We start from the raw sequence: 17,322 nt of genomic DNA, 5'->3' as shown, positions 1-17,322 counted from the left end.
CGTTTCGTCACAATCAGGCTTGCGGAGATTGCGGAACTTGGAAAGCCGTCGCGCCCGCCACGCTGCCCCTTTGCGCCCGCGTTGACCGGCAAACCGCGCCTCACCCCGCCGCCCGCCGTTCTTCGCCCGCGACTCCCAGCCGCTGCAACAGCTCCTCCTCCCACAGCGGCTTGTCGAACAAATACCCTTGCGCCAGCGAACACCCGCTCGCCGCCAAAAAATCGGCCTGTTCGCGGGTTTCGACCCCCTCCGCCAGCGCCGTCACCTTGAGCGAATTCGCCAGCCGGATGATGGCGACCGCGATCTCCATGCTCACGGGATCGCGCGGAATATCCTGGACGAAACCGCGATCGAGCTTGAGCTTATCGAGGGGGAAGCGCCGCAGGTAGAACAGCGACGAATGCCCGGCGCCGAAATCGTCGATGGCGAGGCGCACGCCCAGGTTTTTCAGCGCGCGCAGCCGGGCTTCCAGCTCTTCGCCCGGCTCGGCCAGAGCGGTTTCGGTGATTTCGATCTCCAGGCAGTGCGGCGGCAGTCCCGTTTCCGCAAGGATCGCCGCCACGCGTTCCGCGATATTGGCGCGGCTGAGCTGCACCGGCGAAAAATTGACCGAAATCGACTCGATCGCCGCGCCCGCGTCGCGCCAGACCTTCATCCGCGCACAGGCTTCGCGCAGCACGAATTCGCCCAGCGGAACGATCAGCCCGGTCTTTTCCGCGAGCGCGATGAACTGTTCGGGCGGCACGAGCCCGCCCGCCCCGCGCCAGCGCACCAGCGCCTCGACCCCGACCATCGCCCGGTCCTTCAGGGAAACCAGCGGCTGATATTGCAGCACGAATTCGCCGCGCTCCAGCGCGCGCCGCAGTCCCGCCTCCATGGCGAGACGGGCGGTGGCCTCGGCGGTCACGTCTTCCGAATAGAAATTCAAGGCGCCGCCGCCGGATTGCTTTGACAGATAGAGCGCGGAATCCGCGCGCTGGATCAGCGCGTCGGCGTCGGCGTCGGGGGTGAACAGGCTCGCGCCGACGCTCAGGCCGACGCAGGCTTCGCGCTCGTGCGCCAGGGTGAAGGGCGCCGATGTCGCCGCGATCAGCCGCCGCGCGATCAGCTCCGCCTCGTGGGCGTCGCGAAGATTTTCCAGCAGCACGACGAATTCGTCGCCGCCCACCCGCGCCAGCGTGTCGGTCGGGCGCAAGGCCTGCTTCCAGCGTTCGGAGGCGAGCGCCAGCAACTCGTCGCCGGCGGCGTGGCCGAGGCTGTCGTTGACGGTCTTGAACCGGTCGAGGTCGAGAAACAGCACGGCGGCCGTGGTCGGCGCGTTGCGGGCGCGGCCGAGCGCCTGGGCGATGCGCAGGCTGAGCAGGGTGCGATTGGGTAGCGACGTCAGCGGATCGTGGTGCGCCAAAAATTTCAGCCGCTCCTCGGATTCCTTGACCCGGCTGATGTCGGTGAACAGGGCGACGTAATTGGTGACGACGCCGAGGGAGTCGCGCACCGCCGAAATCGTCAGCCATTCCGGATAGACGGAGCCATCCTTGCGCTTGTTCCAGATTTCGCCGCGCCAATAATCCTTGTCGCCAATGTCCTGCCAGATCGCCTGGTAGAAGGCGTCGTCGTGGAGGCCCGACTTCAGGACGCGCGGGTTCTCGCCGCGCACTTCGGCCTCTCGATAGCCGGTGATTTCCTCGAAGGCCGGATTGACCATGAGGATGTTGCGTTGCGCGTCGGTGACGCAGACGCCTTCGTGGGTGCTGACGAACACCGCGCTGGCCAGCCGCCTCTGCGCCTCGTGCCGCTTGCGCTCGGTGATGTCGGTGTCGGCGCCGACCACGCGGATCATGCGCCCGCCGGCGTCGAAAACGGGAATGCCGCGCGAAAGAATGTCGATCCAGCGTCCGTCGCGATGACGCATGCGCGTTTCGAATTCGAAGTTTCTCCGCTGTCCCGCCCGGATCTCCAGAAACTGCCGGCGAAAGGCCTCGCGGCCCTCGTCCGCGACCGCGCGCCGCCACGCCGAGGCGCGGTTCTCGATCTCGTCGTCGCCATAGCCGAGCATGGCCTTCCAGCCCGGCGAGAAATAGGCTTCGTCGCTGTCGGGGCGCCAGTCCCAGACCCCTTCGCGCGCGCTCTCCAGCGCCAGGCGAAAACGCTCCTCGCTCTGTTCCAGCGCCGCCTGCGTCGCCTTGCGGCCGGAAATGTCCTGGAGGACGATCATGACATAGTCGGGCTCGCCGGCCTCGCCCTTGGCCAGGCTCGCGGAGACGGAGGCGTCGAACCAGGATCCGTCCTTGCGCCGGTAGCGGCGCTCGGTGAAATATTCCGTCTGCGCGCCGCTGCGCAGGCTCTCCAGGTCGCTGTCCTGCCTGGCCGTGTCTTCCGGCGCGGACATCAGCAGCGCGTGGTTCGCCAGCATTTCCTCCTGCGTATAGCCGAACATTTCGCAGGCGCGCCGGTTGACGCGCAGGATGCCGCCGTGGAGGTCGCCATGGATCATGCCGACGGCGGCCTGGTCGAAGGTGACCCGGAAGCGCTTCTGCAACTTTCGGTCGGCGCGCGCCTTCGCCAGTTTCTGGCCCTGAAGCACGAAACCGGCGATCAGCCAGACGGCGGCGATGGCGAGGGTCACGGCGAGTCCGACGATGCGCGCGAAATGGTTTTTTTCGGCGAGCGCCTCGCTTTCGTCGACGCGGGCGACCAGCGCCCAGCCGGTTCCCGGCACGCTCGCGCCAGAGGCGAACACCGGCAGCCCCAAGGGATCGATCCCGCGCATGGTCTCGGCCTCGCCGCGCATGAAGCGCACGATCGGCGCGTCCGAGCCGGCGAAGCTCACGCGCAGGCGCAGCGCGGCGCCGGCGTCGCCGGGCAGGCCGGTGAGGATGAGCGCGTCGTCGCCGTCGCGGCGCGCGAGAATGCCCGCGCCGGTGGCGCGCGGCAGCGGCCAGGCGGAGACGAAGGGGTAGAGATGGTCGCCCGCCGCGAGTTCGGCATAGAGGGCGAAGCGGCGCGCGCCCGTGGAGACCGTCGGCGGCAGCGGCGCGACAAAGCCGAAACGCGGCCCGACGGCGCCGCTCCTGACATGGAGGTCGACGAAACCTGGCGCGGATTCGCCGAAAGCCCTGGCGGCGGCGGCCACGAGTTCCGGCGGCTGGTCGGCGGCGCCGAAATACGAGCGCGCCTTGTTGTCGATGAGATCGACCGAGACAAAATTGAACGCGGCGCCGCGCCGCGCCAGTTCGGTGCGGATCGACGCCATGTCGAGGCCGCGCAGGTCGAGCTCGTCGAGCACGCCCTGCGCGGCGACGTTGGCGGCGAGCGAGGCGGCGGCGCTTTCCTGCGCCTGGAGCCAGCGGCCGAGGTCGCCGGCTTTCAGCTCCGCCACGGTGCGGACTTCGTCGAAGGCCTTCTGCTCCATGGTCGCGAGCATGTTCTGGAACACCAGCCAGCCCGCGCCGACGATCGCCAGCGTCAGCGCCGCCGCGATCGAAACGACGGCGGGCGCGCGCGTCGCCCCCGCTCCCGGCGCGGCGCCGCGTTTCCGCTCGCCGCGCTGCAGCAGATAGTAGAGCAGACCGCTGGTCACCGCGACGAAGGCGAAGCCCTTGTAGCTTTGCAGGACAACAAAAGTGTCGTGGTCGACGACCTGCGCCAGGAAACGGTCGGACAGGGCGATATACGCCGAGCCGACCAAAGCGTAGAGCAGGCTGGCCTTGAGCGCGAAGCTTCGCGTCATGCGCGCCCCCTCCCGCTCCTTGCGCGCGAAAAGGCTTTGGGCGGGAAGGGCGCCGACACGTCGCGTCTCAGCTCGCCAGGCGCCGCAGGAAGGTTTCGACGGTCCGCGTCAATCCGTCGGTGGTGGCCTCGGCCTTCACCGCCCCCTCGGCGACGCTGCCGGCGCCCTTGTCGGCGGAGCGGGTCTGCTCGCTGGCGCGCCGCGACAGTTCGGAGACATGGCGGGTGGTTTGCGCCACCTGCGAGATGTTGGCGGCGATCTCGCTGGTCGCGACCCTCTGCTGGTCGATGGAGGAGACGATGCCGCCGGCGCACTGGCTGGCCTCGTCGATGTGCCGGGCGATTTCCTCCATGGCGCCGACGGTCGAGCGCGTCGAGGCGTTGATCGCGGCGATGCGCTGGGCGATGTCCTCGGTGGCCTTGCCGGTCTGGTCGGCGAGCACCTTGACCTCATTGGCGACCACAGCAAAACCCTTGCCCATCTCGCCGGCGCGCGCCGCCTCGATGGTGGCGTTGAGCGCCAGCAGGTTCGTCTGTCCCGCGATGTTCTGGATGATGGCGACCACTTCTGAAATGCGGTTGGCCTGTTCCGTCAGCTGCCCGACATCGCCCTGCGCCGTCGCGGCGGCGCCGAAAACCTTGTCGATCAGCGCCTTCATGCCGCCGATCTGGTTCTGGATTTCGGCGACGGAGTGCGAAAGCTGCTCGCTCGCCGCCGCCACCGCGCCGATGGCGCCGGAGGAGTGCTGAGACGAATCCGCCGCCTGCTCCGCGTCGCGTGAGGCCGAGGCCGCGACGGAGGTGAGCGACTGGCTGGTCTGGGTCATCTGCCGGGCCTGGCCGCGCAGGTTTTCGATGAGGCCGCCGATCTCGCGCTGGAAGCCGGCGATGGTCTCCTGGATTTCGGTGCGGCGGTGGCTCTCGCCTTCCGCGCGCCGGCTCTCCTGGACGGCGCGGTCGGCGGTGGCGCGGCTGTTCGTTTCGGCTTCGACCTGGAGGTTTTCCGCGTCGGCGAAGGCGTGGCGCAGCCGCGCCGCCAGCCAGCACAGCGCGCCGGTCTGCGCGACGAGGATCGCGGCGTGGACGAGCACGCGCGGCAGGTCGGAGACGGTTTCGGGGAAGACGGCCCAGGGCAGCAGGAAATTGAGCAGCAGGTGATGGATCGCGACCACGGCGGCGTTGGCGATCAGCGCCCGCTCATCCACCCATCCGGCGGTGATGGCCAGGGCGGCGAAGAAAGCCATGTGCATGTCGATCTGGTAGGCGTGCCCCGCCGTGGCATAGACCAGAATCGCGATCTCGACGGCGAGCGCGGCCGAGGTGACGATGCGCGTCGCCGGGCCGGTTCGGTCGACGAGCCACAGGGCGGCCGCGCCGCCGGCGACCGCCAGCGCGCCCAGCGCGACCAGCCAGCCTCCGGCCTCCATGCGCAGCAGGCCCACGCTCGCCGAAATCACCGCCGCCAGCGCGATGGCGCCCATCATGGCCGGCGAAAAAGTCGCCCGCAGGCGATCGATATTGTTCATGAATTGACCTTTCCACCGGCTTCTTGATCTTCAGGAGGCGCACCCTTCCAGGGCCTTGCCGTCCAACACCATCAGGGCGCCGTTTGCGTAGAGCCGCAGGACGAAGTCCGGCGCGTCGCCGCGCGCGAGCAGGGCGCCCGCCATTCCAGTTCGCAGGATAAAGCCTTGAGCTTGCGCGACGATGGTCGCCGCATCGGGTCCGAAGGGACGCGGGATGACGATGACGGAACGGGCGTTGGGCGCCGGCAGCAGCGCGGGGCCGAACAAGGCGAGGCCCATGAGGCACAGGTTGAGCGCCAGCAATGGTTTGACGCGGGGCCGGGCGACCGCGCACGGGGGCGCCCCCGACGGATGACTCTTCTGCATCGCCAGCTTTCGCCCGCACAGTGATCTCGCTGGCGACGAGCTTTAGAGCAATAATTTAATAAAAAGGTAAATGGTGGTCCGATTTCTACTTGGTGACGCGCGTCCTGTGCTTTTCAATGACCTGTGTAATCTTACGCACGTCATGTCGAGTGGCGCGCCTTGCGGGTTCAGCCGCCCTTGAGGGCGCGCAACAGCATGTCGATATGCGCGCTGATCAGCGCGGGCGCGTCGAGCTTTTCGATGGGATCGAACACATGCAGCCAGACGGCGGCGACCAGCGCCGGGGCGATCACCAGCTGGGGAAAACGCTCGGGCTCGTCGTGGACGAATTCGCCGGAGGCGCGACCCTTGGCGATGATGGCGCGGATCAGGGCGGCGCCGCGCGAAATCACTTCGCGATGATGGAACTGGGCGATGGCGGGAAAGCGCGCGCCCTCGGAAAACACCAGATGCATCACCCGCCGCCGGTCGGCGTTCTGCGCCCCCTGCGCCATGAACGCGCCGTATTGTCTCAGCAACTCGCTCGCCGGCGCCGTGGAGGCCGCCACCGAGTGTTCGAGCGCCTCCAGCGGCGCGCTGATGGTCGAGGCGACCAGCCCCTCCAGCAAACGCTCCTTGGACTCGAAATAGAGATAGATCGTGCCCTTCGCCACGCCGGCCGCTTGGGCGATGTCGTCGAGGCGCGCGGCCTCGAAGCCGACCTTCGAGAACTGATCGAGCGCGGCGGCCATGATCGCCTTGACGCGCGCCTCGCGCGCCTCGGGCGTGCGCGCCTGCCTGGCCATCGGACTCTCCAAAAAAATGACTTCGCGGTCATCTATCGGCGCGAGGCCTAAAACAAGCCTTGATCGGCGTCAACGATTTGCGTCCGCAGGTGTATAATCTTGCAATAGGGTCCAGGCCCCGCGGAGGGAGCTTCCATGAGAGCGTCTGATATCATGACCCGGGACGTCAAGACGGTGGCGCCCGAGGCGACAATCGACGAGGCGGTCAACGTGCTGTTGTCGATCCGCGCGTCCGGCCTGCCTGTTCTCGACAGCGCCGGGCGGCTGGTGGGGATCGTCAGCGAGAGCGACTTTTTGCATCGTGTCGAGATCGGCACCGCCAAACGCCGGCCGCGCTGGATCGAATTTTTGCTCGGTCCGGGCGAGGTGGCCGAAGCCTATGTGATGAGCCACAGCCGCAGGGTCGGCGACGTGATGACCCGCGACGTCGTCACCGTCCCCGCCAACGCCTCGCTGAGCGAGATCGTCGCGGTGATGGACAAGCGCAAGGTCAAGCGCGTTCCGGTGGTGACCGGCGACGAACTGGTCGGCATCGTCACCCGCTCCGATCTTTTGCGCGCGCTCACGGCGTCTCGGCAGGCTTCCCCGGCGGCGCCGCTCGGCGACCAGGCGATCCTCGACCGGCTGATCGAGGAGTTGAAGGAACAGGGCTTTGCGTCGCCGCGCACGCTCGACGTGACCGTGGACCAGGGCGTGGTGACGCTGACCGGCGAGATTTTCGACGAGCGCCAGCGCGGGGCGCTGATCTGCGCGGCCGAAAACATTCCGGGCGTGACCAAGGTTCTGGATCAACTGGTGTGGATCGAGCCGTTTTCCGGCATGACGCTCGAAAGCAAGACCGGCATGATGTGACGGTCTCCCTTCTCCCCTTGCGGGAGAAGGTGTCGCGCGTTAGCGCGACGGATGAGGGGCGCCGCGACGTGATGAACCCCTCATCGCCGTGACGGACCCCTCATCCGTCTCGGCGGCTGTCGCCGCCGACCCACCTTCTCCCGCAAGGGGAGAAGGAGCGCTGCGCCCTTACCCCGTCACCACCCGCGCCAGCGCGGCCGCGCGGCGCAGCGTCTCCGCGTCGATGGGGCCGCCGATGTCCTGCGTCGCCTTCAACATCTCGGCGAACAGCGGCGCCCGCGCGACATCGGGATGGCCGCCCGCCACCAGCGTCTCCAGCGCCTCGCGCTCCGCGCCGCCCGCCATGTCCGTCGCGATGGCGAAGGCCAGGACGGGCGCGAGCTTGTCGTCGGCGCCCTGGGCCGGGCGCAGGAACAGATAAAAGTTCCGCAGCCGTTTTTTCGCCCGCGGCGTATCGCCGACCAGCGGCGTCAGCGAGACCAGCATCCGCTCCTCCAGCGCCGACAGCGACGCATCCAGCGGCGCATAGCTCGGCGAATCGAAGGCGCCGGCGGTGAGCCGCAGCGGCAATTGCAACAGCCGCGCCTGGCTGGACGCGTCGCACAGCGCCGGATCGAGTGCGAAGATAGACACGAGGCCGGGACGCGCCAGCAGGGCGCCGAGACGCTCGAACAGCGCGCCGCCCGCCAAAACCTTTTCGAAGCCGTCGACGATCACCAGCGCCCGCGCGTTCTTTTTCGCCAAACCGGCGGACAGGGCGCTCAGCAGCGACAGCGCCTGATCGCGTTTCTGGCCGCCCGCGTCGCGCTCCAGAAAGGCGGGCGGGTTTTGCAGCGCGCCGGCGCTCTCGGCGCGGCGCTCCGCCTCGGCGGCGTGCTGTTTGGCGGCGGCGGTCTGCGCCGCCAGCCGTTCGACCACGCGCGCCTGGCTGGTCACCGCCTCGTCGCTCTCGGGCGCCCGCGCCGCCACATCCTCGTCGAGTTTTTTCGCCGCCCGCAGCAGTGGCGCGGAAAAGGCATAGGCGCGCCAAAGATTGAGGCCGAGGCAGAAAACGGCGAGCCAAGCGGCGAAAGTTGCGGCGCCGTCCAGCGGCCCGAGCCGGTCGCGCAGGTAATCGGCGGTCTGCGCGCCGGCGTCGTGGGTTCGCGACAGCCAGCCGAGCCAGTCGGCCTTGTGCAGCGACGCCCAGTCCAGCCCCTGCGCCAGGACGTAAAGCAGCACGGCGTAAACCAGCAGCGACGTCTGGCCCTTGTAGGCGTAAAGCGAGCGCAAGCAGGCCAGGACCCGCGCCCTCATCCCGTCGAGGGCGGCGAGGTCGCGGGTCAAATCCTTGAAGGTCAGCAAGGGATCGCCGGTGAGGCCGAACGTTTGCATGCGCGCCTCGAAACGGCCGCGCATGCGCCGGGCGAAATTGTCGACCTGCGTGCCCGGCATGTCGTAGAGCACGGTCTCGGGCAGGGCGGCGCGACGCGCCTGATGGTCGGCGAGCGCCTGCCGCTCGGCGATCAGTTTTTTGCGCAACTCGTCGAGCTTGTCCTGCGCGTGCGACGTCGCGGAAGCGTCTTCCGCCTCGCGCGCGGCGACGGCGACCAGCGCCGATTGCGTCGGCGCCAGCGCGCGAAACAGCCCGGCGGCCAACGCGCGCTCCGGCTCGGCCGCGAGCTCGGCGGCCTCGAATCGCGCCACAACCAGTCCGCCCTGTTTTTGCGCGCGCGCCTCGATCCAGCCGAGAGCGCTGGTCTTGCCGCCGCCGGCCGGCGCCAGCAGCCCCAGGGCGAAGGGGGTGGGGGCGGCGCCGGCGAGATCGACGAATCGGGCGAGCCGCACGGCGCAGGTCGGCGGCGGCGCATAGGCCTCGGCCGCGACCGGCGAATCGCTGGCGAAGCTGACCGCGGCGACGGGCGCAGGCGCCGGACCCGGCTTGGGCGCGGCGGCGGGCGCGGTTTTGGCGGGAAACCGCGTGATGGACGGCTCGGAGGTGAAATCTCGGTCGAATTCGGGCACGGCGGGCTCCGGCTGGCGGACGGCTCGAATCTCCTTAGCGCAAAGCGCGGCGGGAATTAAGGCGCCGAGGGCGCGGAAACGCGTTCGTCCCCCGGCAATTTCCCCTTTGCGTCGGGCTGGAGCCGCCGCTACAAGATCGACCCAAGAGACACCGGAGCTAAACACCGGAAAAACCGGCGACAGGGATGCACGATGGCGCGGCAATTCATTTATCACATGCAGGGGCTTTCCAAGGCTTGGCCGGGCGGCAAGAAGGTTTTGGACAACGTCCATCTCTCCTTCTACCCGGACGCCAAGATCGGCGTGCTCGGCGTCAACGGCGCGGGCAAATCCACCCTGCTGAAGATCATGGCCGGCATGGACACGGAGTATAATGGCGAGGCCTGGGTCGCCGAGGGCGCGCGGGTCGGCTACCTGCCGCAGGAGCCCAAGCTGGACGAAAGCCTTGACGTGCGCGGCAACGTGATGCTCGGCGTCAAGGAGAAGAAGGACGTTCTGGATCGCTACAACGATCTCGCCATGAATTATTCGGACGAGACGGCGGACGAAATGACCCGTCTCCAGGACGAAATCGAAGCCAAAAACCTGTGGGACCTCGACAGCCAGGTCGATCAGGCCATGGACGCCCTGGGCTGCCCGCCCGACGATTGGGAAGTGTCAAAACTCTCGGGCGGCGAGCGCCGCCGCGTGGCGCTGTGCAAGCTGCTGCTGGAGCAGCCGGAACTGCTGCTGCTCGACGAACCGACCAACCATTTGGACGCGGAAACCGTCAACTGGCTGGAAGGCCATCTGCGCGAATATCCCGGCGCGATCCTGATCGTCACCCACGACCGCTATTTCTTGGACAATGTCACCAGCTGGATTCTGGAGCTGGATCGCGGCCGCGGCATCCCCTACGAGGGCAATTATTCGTCCTGGCTGGTGCAGAAGCAAAAGCGCCTGCAACAGGAGGGCCGCGAGGACGAGGCGCGCCAGCGCGCCATCGAGGCGGAAAGCTCCTGGATCGCCTCCAGCCCCAAGGCGCGTCAGGCCAAGTCGAAGGCGCGTATCCAGCGTTACGAGGATCTGGTCGCCAAGCAGAACGACAAGGCGCCGGGCACCGCCGAAATCATCATTCCCGTGGCGGAGCGCCTCGGCCAGAACGTCATCGAGTTCAAGCATCTCAACAAGGCGTTCGCCGACAAGCTGCTGATCGACGATCTCTCCTTCAAGCTGCCGCCGGGCGGCATTGTCGGCGTCATCGGCCCCAACGGCGCGGGCAAGACCACCTTGTTCCGCATGATCACCGGCCAGGAAAAGCCCGATGGCGGTGAGATCGAGATCGGCGAGAGCGTGCAGCTCGGCTATGTCGACCAGTCGCGCGACGCGCTCGACGGCAAGAAGACGGTCTGGGAAGAGATTTCCGGCGGCAATGACGTGATCTATCTCGGCAAACGCGAGATCAATTCGCGCGGCTACTGCTCGACCTTCAATTTCAAGGGCGCCGACCAGCAGAAGAAGGTGGGCATGCTCTCAGGCGGCGAGCGCAACCGCGTGCATCTCGCCAAAATGCTCAAAAAAGGCGCCAACGTCCTCCTCCTCGACGAACCGACCAACGATCTCGACGTCGACACCCTGCGCGCGCTGGAAGAAGCCCTGGAGGAATATGCGGGCTGCGCGGTGATCATCTCGCATGACCGCTTCTTCCTCGACCGCATCGCCACGCACATGCTGGCGTTCGAGGGCGACAGCCATGTGGAGTGGTTTGAAGGCAATTTCGCCGAATACGAGGAAGACAAGAAGCGCCGGCTCGGCGTGGACAGCGTCATCCCGCACCGGCTGAAGTACAAGAAGTTTTCCCGCTGATTTAAGGCCGGGTTCAATCAAGTAGCCCTCACCCTGCGGAGCAGGCGTCTCGAAGGGCGAGGGTGGTCCCGGATGTGTCATACGATTTCCGAACGATCAGTTCGGAAATCGTATTCCGCTCGCGCGAAAATCCGCCCTTCGCCTGAAGGATTTCCGCGCGATTTCGTTTTCGCGGATCGCGAAGCGATCTTGCGGAAACCGTATCAGCCGTCTGAGTCCGGGCGATGCGCCCGGCCTTTTTCGTGACCGCCTCCCGCCGTCATTGCGAGGAGCGCAGCGACGAAGCCATCCGCGACCCCGCGCGTCGCAGGCTGGATCGCTCCGCTCGCGATGATTGCGCGGCCACACTTGAACGTAAAGATTTCTCCCGTCATATTGATGCAGATCAAGGAAATTTGGCGAGCGCCCCATTGCTGCAACACGTCGTCCAGACTGAAAATTTCGCGAGGAGCGTGGAATCGCTCCGATGCAAGGCGTCGGTTAACCGCGTCCGTTCGCCAGAGGCTGCACGCCCTCCCGTCGTCATTCTCATTCACGGCATCCGTTCAAACACCCTTTGGCGCCCGGAAATCGAAGCGACCTTGCGGGATGCCGGCGTGACCGCCCATCTCACCAATTACGGCTACATCGACCTGTTTCGGTTTCTGGCGCCGGTCGGGCGCTTTCGCCGCCAGGCCATCGAGCAGGCCAAGGCGCAAATCCGCGAGATCGTGCGCGACAGCGCCGCCCCCGTCTCCGTCATCGCCCACAGTTTTGGCGCCTATGTGTTCGCGCACGTTTTACGCGAATGCGAGGAACTCACCTTCGACCGGATCATTTTCTGCGGTGGCGTGACGCCGTCGAGTTTTTGTTGGGACGATCACAAGACCCGGTTCAACGGGCCGCTGATCAATGACATCGGCGCGCGGGACATCTGGCCGGCGGTGGCGGAGGCGGTCACGTTCGGCTACGGCTCCGCGGGCGCCCATGGCTTCCGAAAATCCTGGGTCCGGGACCGGCGCCATGCCGGCCTGTCGCATTGCGATTTCCTCAACGCCGAATTTTGCCGGACGTTTTGGCTGCCGTGGCTGCGCGCTGGCCACTACGTCCAGGGCGCGGCGACCGAACCCGCGGCGGCGCGGGGATGGCTCGATCTGTTCAGCATTTTTAACATACGCACGGTGCTGTTCGGACTGGCGCTGTGGTACGGCGCGCCCCACGCCCGCGCCTACTGGGCGTTTTGAGCGCGACGCCGCCAACTCTAAACCGTCATGCCCGCGCTTGTCGCGGGCATCCACGCCAACCCACTTGCCGAAGCGGTGTCGTTCACGCCGCCTAGACGGCGTCGTTCTGAAAAATGTCGATCAGGATATTGGTGTCGACGAGAATTATTCCTCGCCACGCAGCAATTGCATGATTTCATCGCTGGTCATGCCGGTCAGCGGCCCGCCGCGAAAAGGCTGCCGCCGCGCAATCTCCTGCAACTGGCGGCGGTACGCATCGGCATCGGTCGGAGCCTTTTGTTCCCGTTCGATCAGAATGCCGCCGCCCGGCGCGGCGCGCACCTCGACGCGGTCGCCGGGCTTGATGCCGGCGGCGTCGCGCACCGCTTTCGGCAGCGTGACCTGACCCTTCACCGTGACCGTCGTCGCCATGAGCAAGACCTCCACGCCAATAAAGCAAGACTCTGCGGCGCGGGGTTCAACGCGTCACTCCGACCCGTCCATCAGCCGCGCCGCCGCCGCCCGCGCCTCATCGGTAATCTTCGCCCCCGACAGCATGCGCGCGATTTCCTCCAGCCTGTGGCGATCTTCCAGCGGCGCCACGCTGGTCGCGGCCCGCGCCCCCTTGTCGGCCAGATGTTTCGAGATGCGCAGATGCGTCTCCGCCCGCGCCGCCACCTGCGGCGCGTGGGTGACGGTCAGAACCTGCACCCGTTCCGCCAGCCGCGCCAGCCGCTGGCCGATCGCGTCGGCCACCGCGCCGCCCGCGCCGGAATCGATCTCGTCGAACACCAGGGTCGGCGCCGAGCCCCGATCCGCCAAAACCACTTTGAGCGCCAGCATGAACCGCGACAGCTCGCCGCCCGAGGCCACTTTCATCATCGGGCCGGGGCGGGCGCCGGGGTTGGTCTGCACCCAGAACTCGATTCTTTCGGACCCATCGGCGTTGGCGCCGGCCTCGTCCAGGGTGATCTCGGTCGAAAACTTCGCGTCGGCCAGTTTCAGCGGCGGCAGTTCGGCGTTGACCGCCTTGTCCAGCTCGGCCGCCGCCTTTTTGCGCGCCTTGCTCAGCGCCGCGCAGCATGTTCGGAATGCGGCTTGCGTCGCCTCGCGCTCGACTTCCAGCTGCTTGAGACGGTTTTCCCCGGCGTCGAGCGCGGCGAGGTCGTCGGCGATCTTTTGCGCCAGCGCCGAAAGGCTTTCGACCGGCGCGCCATATTTGCGGGCGGCGGCGCGCAGGGCGAACAGCCGCTCCTCCACCCGCTCCAGCTCGCGCGGGTCGAACCGGGCGTCGCGCAGCGCCTGGTCCAACACCTGCTGGGCATGGTCGAGCGCGTTGAGCGCGGCGTCGAGCGCCTGAAGGCAGGGATCGATCAGCGTGGGCGCCTGGGGCTGGCGGCGGTCGAGCCGGCGCAGCACGCCCGAAAGCTGGGCGAGCGGCGAGCCGTCGCCGGACACTGTGTCCTGGGCGTCGCGCAATTCGCCAAAAACTTTTTCCGCCTGCTGCATGGCGATGCGTTCGCCGGCGAGCCGTTCCTCCTCGCCCGGCTCCGGGCGCAGTTTTGACAGTTCGTCGAAGGAATGGTTGAGATAATCGGCTTCCTTGCGCGCCAGCTCGATTTTTTGCTGCTCGTCCTGCAAAAGCCGTTCGGCGTGCCGCCATTGGATATGGGCCGAGCGCGTCGATTCGGCCAAAGGCTCCAAGCCGCCGAACGCATCCACCAGCGTGCGGTGCAGAGCGGGATCGGCCAGCGCCCGGTCGTCGTGCTGGCCGTGAATCTCGACCATCTCCCGGCCGATGGCGCGCAAAACCTGCACCGAAACCGGCTGGTCGTTGACATAGGCGCGGCTGCGGCCGTCGGCGAGCTGCACGCGGCGCAGGATCAGGTCGCCATCGACCAGAATTTCCTGTTCGGCGGCGATCTGGCGGGCGGGATGGTCGAGCGGCGGATCGAACACCGCGGTCACCTGGCCCTGCGGCTGGCCGGCGCGCACCAGGGCGCCGTCGCCGCGTCCGCCGAGCGCCAGCGAGAAGGCGTCGAGCAGGATGCTCTTGCCCGCGCCGGTTTCGCCGGTGAGCACGGTCATGCCGGCGCCGAAATCCAGCTCCAGCCGGTCAATCAGGACGATGTCGCGGATCGCGAGCTGGACGAGCATTTTGGTCTTCCGCAGCGTTGAAGGTGTTTCTCGCAAAAACGCCGCGCGAATTCAAGAAACGATCAGCTGCGGAAAAGCTTGGAGATCCAGGAGTCCTGGCTTTCCTTCGGCGACAGGCCCTGGCCCTTCAGCCGGTCGAACGCATCCTGGTAAAACGGCGAGTTGGGGTAGTTGGCGCCGAGCACGGCGGCGGCGGTCTGCGCCTCGTGGGTGACGCCGATGGCGAGGTAGCATTCGGTCAGGCGCTCCAGCGCCTCCTCGGCTTCGCGCGTGGTCTGGTATTTGAACAGGACTTCGCGGAAGCGGTTGATGGCGGCCGCGTAATTTTCCTTCTTCATGTAGAAGCGGCCGACGTTCAGCTCATAGGCGGCGAGCTGGTCGCGCGCGATTTGCAGCTTGGTGCGGGCGTCGGCGGCATAGTCGGATTTCGGGTATTTTTCCACGACCGCCTGGAAATATTTCATCGCCTTGGTCATGTTGCCCTGGTCGCGATGAATGTCGGGCATGTTTTCGAACAGAACCTGACCCGCGAGATAGGTGACATAGGCCGCTTCCGGCGTATTCGGATAGAGCGACAGGTAGCGGTCGGCGGCGGTTGTGGTGTCGGTGGTCTTGCCTTCGCGATAGTTGGAATAGACCTCCATCAGCAGCGCCTTGCGCGCGTGCTGGGTGAACGGATGCTTCTTCTGCAGCTCGCCGAATTTCTTCGCCGCGCCTTCGTAATCGCCCTTTTCGAGCTTGGTCAGGCCCTCGTTGTAGAAATGGTCGGCGGGAACCTGCGGATCGACCTTCTGCTCGTATTTGGAGGGGCCGAACGGATTGAGGTCTTCCAGCGAAAAGGCAAGCGCGGGCGCGCCGGACACGGCGAGCGCGGCAAGCGCCAAAAACAGTTTCGGGCCATATTCGCTTTTGCGGTTCATCTTGGGGCTCTGGACAGGTTTGGCGATCGCGTTCGAGCGCTTGTAACGGATGTCGCGTCGCGAGGCTATAGCGGCGCGTTGCCACAAAAGCCGGGCTTTTGCGGCGAATTTAAGTCAGGTCCTTCGAGACAGCCGCCGCGTTGCGGCGCCTGCGATGACACGGGACGTTCTGATGGCCATGGTTCGAGACCGCTGCTTTCGCGGCCTCCTCACCATGTGGGTGTTCTCTATAAAAAACAGATCCGGAGCCCTCATGGTGACGAGGAGGCGGAGCCTCCGTCTCGAACAACGAGGGCGGTCCACGGCAGTCTGAAGCGGTCGCTTCGCGGCGGCTTCCTCAGGATGAGGACGGCATGCAAAAGGCGCCAGCCTCGCGGCGGCGCCTTGGTTTTTGAGGCGGGAAGCGTTCAGTTGCGTTCCGGCAGGAAGGCGGGAGCGCGAAGGTCGGCGCGGGCGCCCTCGCGGTGAGGGACGGGGGCCTCGACGAAACGCCAGGCGCGCTTGTCGGCGAACAGGGCGTCGAGCACGGCGACATTCATCTTGTGGCCGCCGCAATAGGACTGGTAGGCGCCGATCAGCGGCGCGCCGGCGAGCGCGAGGTCGCCGACGGCGTCCAGCATCTTGTGGCGGACGAATTCGTCGGCATAGCGCAGGCCCTCGGGGTTGAGGATGCGGTCGCCGTCGATGCCGACCGAGTTTTCCAGCGAGGCGCCGAGCGCAAAACCCATCTTGGTGAGTTTTTCCACGTCGGAGAGGAAGCCGAAGGTGCGGGCGCGGGCGAGTTCGCGGCGGAAGGCCTGCGGCTCCAGGTCCAGAATTTTCCGCTGGCGGCCGATCACCGGATTGTCGAAATCGATTTCGACGTCGAGGTTGAAGCCCTCGCTGGCGGGGCGCAGCTCGGAATAGCCGCGGCCGTGTTCAATGCGCACCGTCTTGAGAATTTTTATGAAGCGGCGGGGCGCTTCGAGGCTGGTGAGGCCGACGCTGTCGATGGCCTCGACGAAGGCGGCGGCGGAGCCGTCCATGATCGGGGTTTCCGGGCCGTCGACTTCGATCAGGCAATTGTCGACGTTCAGTCCGCGCAGGGCGGCGACCAGATGTTCGATGGTGGCGACGAGATTTTTGCCTTCTTCGCCGATCACCGTGCACAGGTCGGTCATGGTGACTTTGGAATGGCGGGCTTCGATTCGGCGGCTGGCGCCATTGGCGAGGCCGGTGCGCTGGAAGACGATGCCGACGCCGGCTTCCGCGGGATTGAGGACGAGGCGGACGGGCTTGCCCGAGTGAACCCCGATGCCTCCGGAGACGACGACGCGGTTCCGAAGCGTGGTCTGTTGGGTCGACTTCATTCGCATCCCGATCTTTTTTTCGCCCCGCAAGATTCGCGGGAGCGTTCCGCTTTTGACCGGCTGTCGCCACATTTTCGCGAGACATTGGTCCCGAAGGCGGCGCGCCGGACTTTTTCTCTTCGGCTCCACTGTGCGCGAACCCTTGAGGCCCGGTCGCTCTGGAGCGGCGACGGCGCAATGCGCTGCGCCACGTCTAGAAGGTAACCGCACCCCCCTGTCAAACCAAATCAAACTTTCTTACGCGCCTGTTACAAATTTAACCGTGTTTTCGACATGACCCATCAGCAGCATATTGACAGTGATTCGGCGGCCACACGCAGTTGTTAAGGGAGCGTTAACACTTTTGCGCCGCAATCTATCGAATCAATTGTGGCCGAGCGACGCTTGGCGCGCTGACGCTGCGTTCTGATCTTGGTCAAGTCTATGACGTCGCGTCGCCACGCGAGCGCGGCGGCGAAACGGCGAAGCTGTTGGCGGTCCAAAGGAAACGCGCCGACGACCGCCGCCGCGACGAAAGAGCCCGGGGAGTCTTTGATCTTCCGAATTGATTTGCCTCGGCGCCTCGGTATCTTGAGCCGCGCGGCGTG

The 17,322-nt window shown here is 66.4% G+C and carries 12 protein-coding genes; 3 read left to right on the top strand and 9 right to left on the bottom strand.

Translation table 11 applies throughout. The annotated features are described in order from the left end of the window. Positions 1-100: 100 nt before the first annotated feature. The 4 genes from GJ654_RS09325 to GJ654_RS09310 all read right to left on the bottom strand — a co-directional run bounded on the left by GJ654_RS09325 (position 101) and on the right by GJ654_RS09310 (position 6,406). Positions 101-3,730, bottom strand: coding sequence for a sensor domain-containing protein (locus GJ654_RS09325; RefSeq protein WP_155445881.1), 3,630 nt, complete (start codon positions 3,728-3,730; stop codon positions 101-103). Between the two features lie 67 nt (positions 3,731-3,797). Beyond that, the gene (locus GJ654_RS09320) at positions 3,798-5,255 is read right to left on the bottom strand and encodes a methyl-accepting chemotaxis protein (RefSeq protein ID WP_155445880.1); all 1,458 of its coding nucleotides are present in this window, start codon (positions 5,253-5,255) and stop codon (positions 3,798-3,800) included. A 30-nt stretch (positions 5,256-5,285) separates the two neighbouring features. Further along, on the bottom strand, positions 5,286-5,621 hold the full coding sequence (locus tag GJ654_RS09315) for a hypothetical protein (RefSeq protein WP_155445879.1): 336 nt from the start codon (positions 5,619-5,621) through the stop codon (positions 5,286-5,288). Positions 5,622-5,788: 167 nt separating this feature from the next. After that, the gene (locus GJ654_RS09310; protein WP_155445878.1) at positions 5,789-6,406 is read right to left on the bottom strand and encodes a TetR/AcrR family transcriptional regulator; all 618 of its coding nucleotides are present in this window, start codon (positions 6,404-6,406) and stop codon (positions 5,789-5,791) included. Positions 6,407-6,541: 135 nt separating this feature from the next. Between GJ654_RS09310 and GJ654_RS09305 the strand changes: the two genes are divergently transcribed. After that, the gene (locus GJ654_RS09305; RefSeq protein ID WP_155445877.1) at positions 6,542-7,258 is read left to right on the top strand and encodes a CBS domain-containing protein; all 717 of its coding nucleotides are present in this window, start codon (positions 6,542-6,544) and stop codon (positions 7,256-7,258) included. A 168-nt stretch (positions 7,259-7,426) separates the two neighbouring features. Here GJ654_RS09305 and GJ654_RS09300 read toward each other — a convergent pair whose 3' ends face one another. Next, a complete protein-coding gene (locus GJ654_RS09300; RefSeq protein WP_155445876.1) occupies positions 7,427-9,262 on the bottom strand; it encodes a hypothetical protein in 1,836 nt (611 codons plus the stop codon). A 192-nt stretch (positions 9,263-9,454) separates the two neighbouring features. Here GJ654_RS09300 and ettA point away from each other — a divergent pair, with 192 nt between their 5' ends. Both ettA and GJ654_RS09290 read left to right on the top strand, forming a co-directional pair. Next, positions 9,455-11,107, top strand: a complete 1,653-nt coding sequence (gene ettA / locus GJ654_RS09295) for an energy-dependent translational throttle protein EttA (protein ID WP_155445875.1) — start codon at positions 9,455-9,457, stop codon at positions 11,105-11,107. Positions 11,108-11,703: 596 nt separating this feature from the next. After that, the gene (locus GJ654_RS09290; RefSeq protein WP_155445874.1) at positions 11,704-12,330 is read left to right on the top strand and encodes a hypothetical protein; all 627 of its coding nucleotides are present in this window, start codon (positions 11,704-11,706) and stop codon (positions 12,328-12,330) included. Positions 12,331-12,474: 144 nt separating this feature from the next. On the opposite strand, the gene GJ654_RS09285 is transcribed toward GJ654_RS09290, so the two are convergent. The 4 genes from GJ654_RS09285 to lpxC all read right to left on the bottom strand — a co-directional run bounded on the left by GJ654_RS09285 (position 12,475) and on the right by lpxC (position 16,735). Next, positions 12,475-12,741: an AbrB/MazE/SpoVT family DNA-binding domain-containing protein gene (locus GJ654_RS09285; RefSeq protein ID WP_155445873.1), complete on the bottom strand. Its 267-nt coding sequence runs from the start codon at positions 12,739-12,741 to the stop codon at positions 12,475-12,477. 54 nt (positions 12,742-12,795) lie between these two features. Further along, positions 12,796-14,466 carry a DNA repair protein RecN gene (gene recN / locus GJ654_RS09280; RefSeq protein WP_155445872.1) on the bottom strand — a complete coding sequence of 557 codons (1,671 nt, stop codon included), beginning with the start codon at positions 14,464-14,466 and terminating at the stop codon, positions 12,796-12,798. A gap of 62 nt (positions 14,467-14,528) precedes the next feature. Further along, on the bottom strand, positions 14,529-15,386 hold the full coding sequence (locus tag GJ654_RS09275; protein ID WP_155445871.1) for an outer membrane protein assembly factor BamD: 858 nt from the start codon (positions 15,384-15,386) through the stop codon (positions 14,529-14,531). Positions 15,387-15,793: 407 nt separating this feature from the next. Further along, a complete protein-coding gene (gene lpxC / locus GJ654_RS09270; protein WP_155445870.1) occupies positions 15,794-16,735 on the bottom strand; it encodes a UDP-3-O-acyl-N-acetylglucosamine deacetylase in 942 nt (313 codons plus the stop codon). Positions 16,736-17,322 lie beyond the last annotated feature (587 nt).

Source organism: Rhodoblastus acidophilus (assembly GCF_009720655.1).
Classification (GTDB): domain Bacteria; phylum Pseudomonadota; class Alphaproteobacteria; order Rhizobiales; family Beijerinckiaceae; genus Rhodoblastus; species Rhodoblastus acidophilus_A.
Note: the sequence above shows the minus strand (reverse complement) of the source record. Positions and strands in the feature narration are given on the sequence as shown.

What these genes read in the sequence shown, in the direction of transcription:
- ettA (WP_155445875.1), top strand. Translation starts at nt 9,455, where the DNA reads ATGGCGCGGCAATTCATTTATCACATGCAGGGGCTTTCCAAGGCTTGG.
- recN (WP_155445872.1), bottom strand. Translation starts at nt 14,466, where the DNA reads ATGCTCGTCCAGCTCGCGATCCGCGACATCGTCCTGATTGACCGGCTG.
- GJ654_RS09305 (WP_155445877.1), top strand. Translation starts at nt 6,542, where the DNA reads ATGAGAGCGTCTGATATCATGACCCGGGACGTCAAGACGGTGGCGCCC.
- GJ654_RS09320 (WP_155445880.1), bottom strand. Translation starts at nt 5,255, where the DNA reads ATGAACAATATCGATCGCCTGCGGGCGACTTTTTCGCCGGCCATGATG.
- lpxC (WP_155445870.1), bottom strand. Translation starts at nt 16,735, where the DNA reads ATGAAGTCGACCCAACAGACCACGCTTCGGAACCGCGTCGTCGTCTCC.
- GJ654_RS09285 (WP_155445873.1), bottom strand. Translation starts at nt 12,741, where the DNA reads ATGGCGACGACGGTCACGGTGAAGGGTCAGGTCACGCTGCCGAAAGCG.
- GJ654_RS09325 (WP_155445881.1), bottom strand. Translation starts at nt 3,730, where the DNA reads ATGACGCGAAGCTTCGCGCTCAAGGCCAGCCTGCTCTACGCTTTGGTC.
- GJ654_RS09310 (WP_155445878.1), bottom strand. Translation starts at nt 6,406, where the DNA reads ATGGCCAGGCAGGCGCGCACGCCCGAGGCGCGCGAGGCGCGCGTCAAG.
- GJ654_RS09275 (WP_155445871.1), bottom strand. Translation starts at nt 15,386, where the DNA reads ATGAACCGCAAAAGCGAATATGGCCCGAAACTGTTTTTGGCGCTTGCC.
- GJ654_RS09315 (WP_155445879.1), bottom strand. Translation starts at nt 5,621, where the DNA reads ATGCAGAAGAGTCATCCGTCGGGGGCGCCCCCGTGCGCGGTCGCCCGG.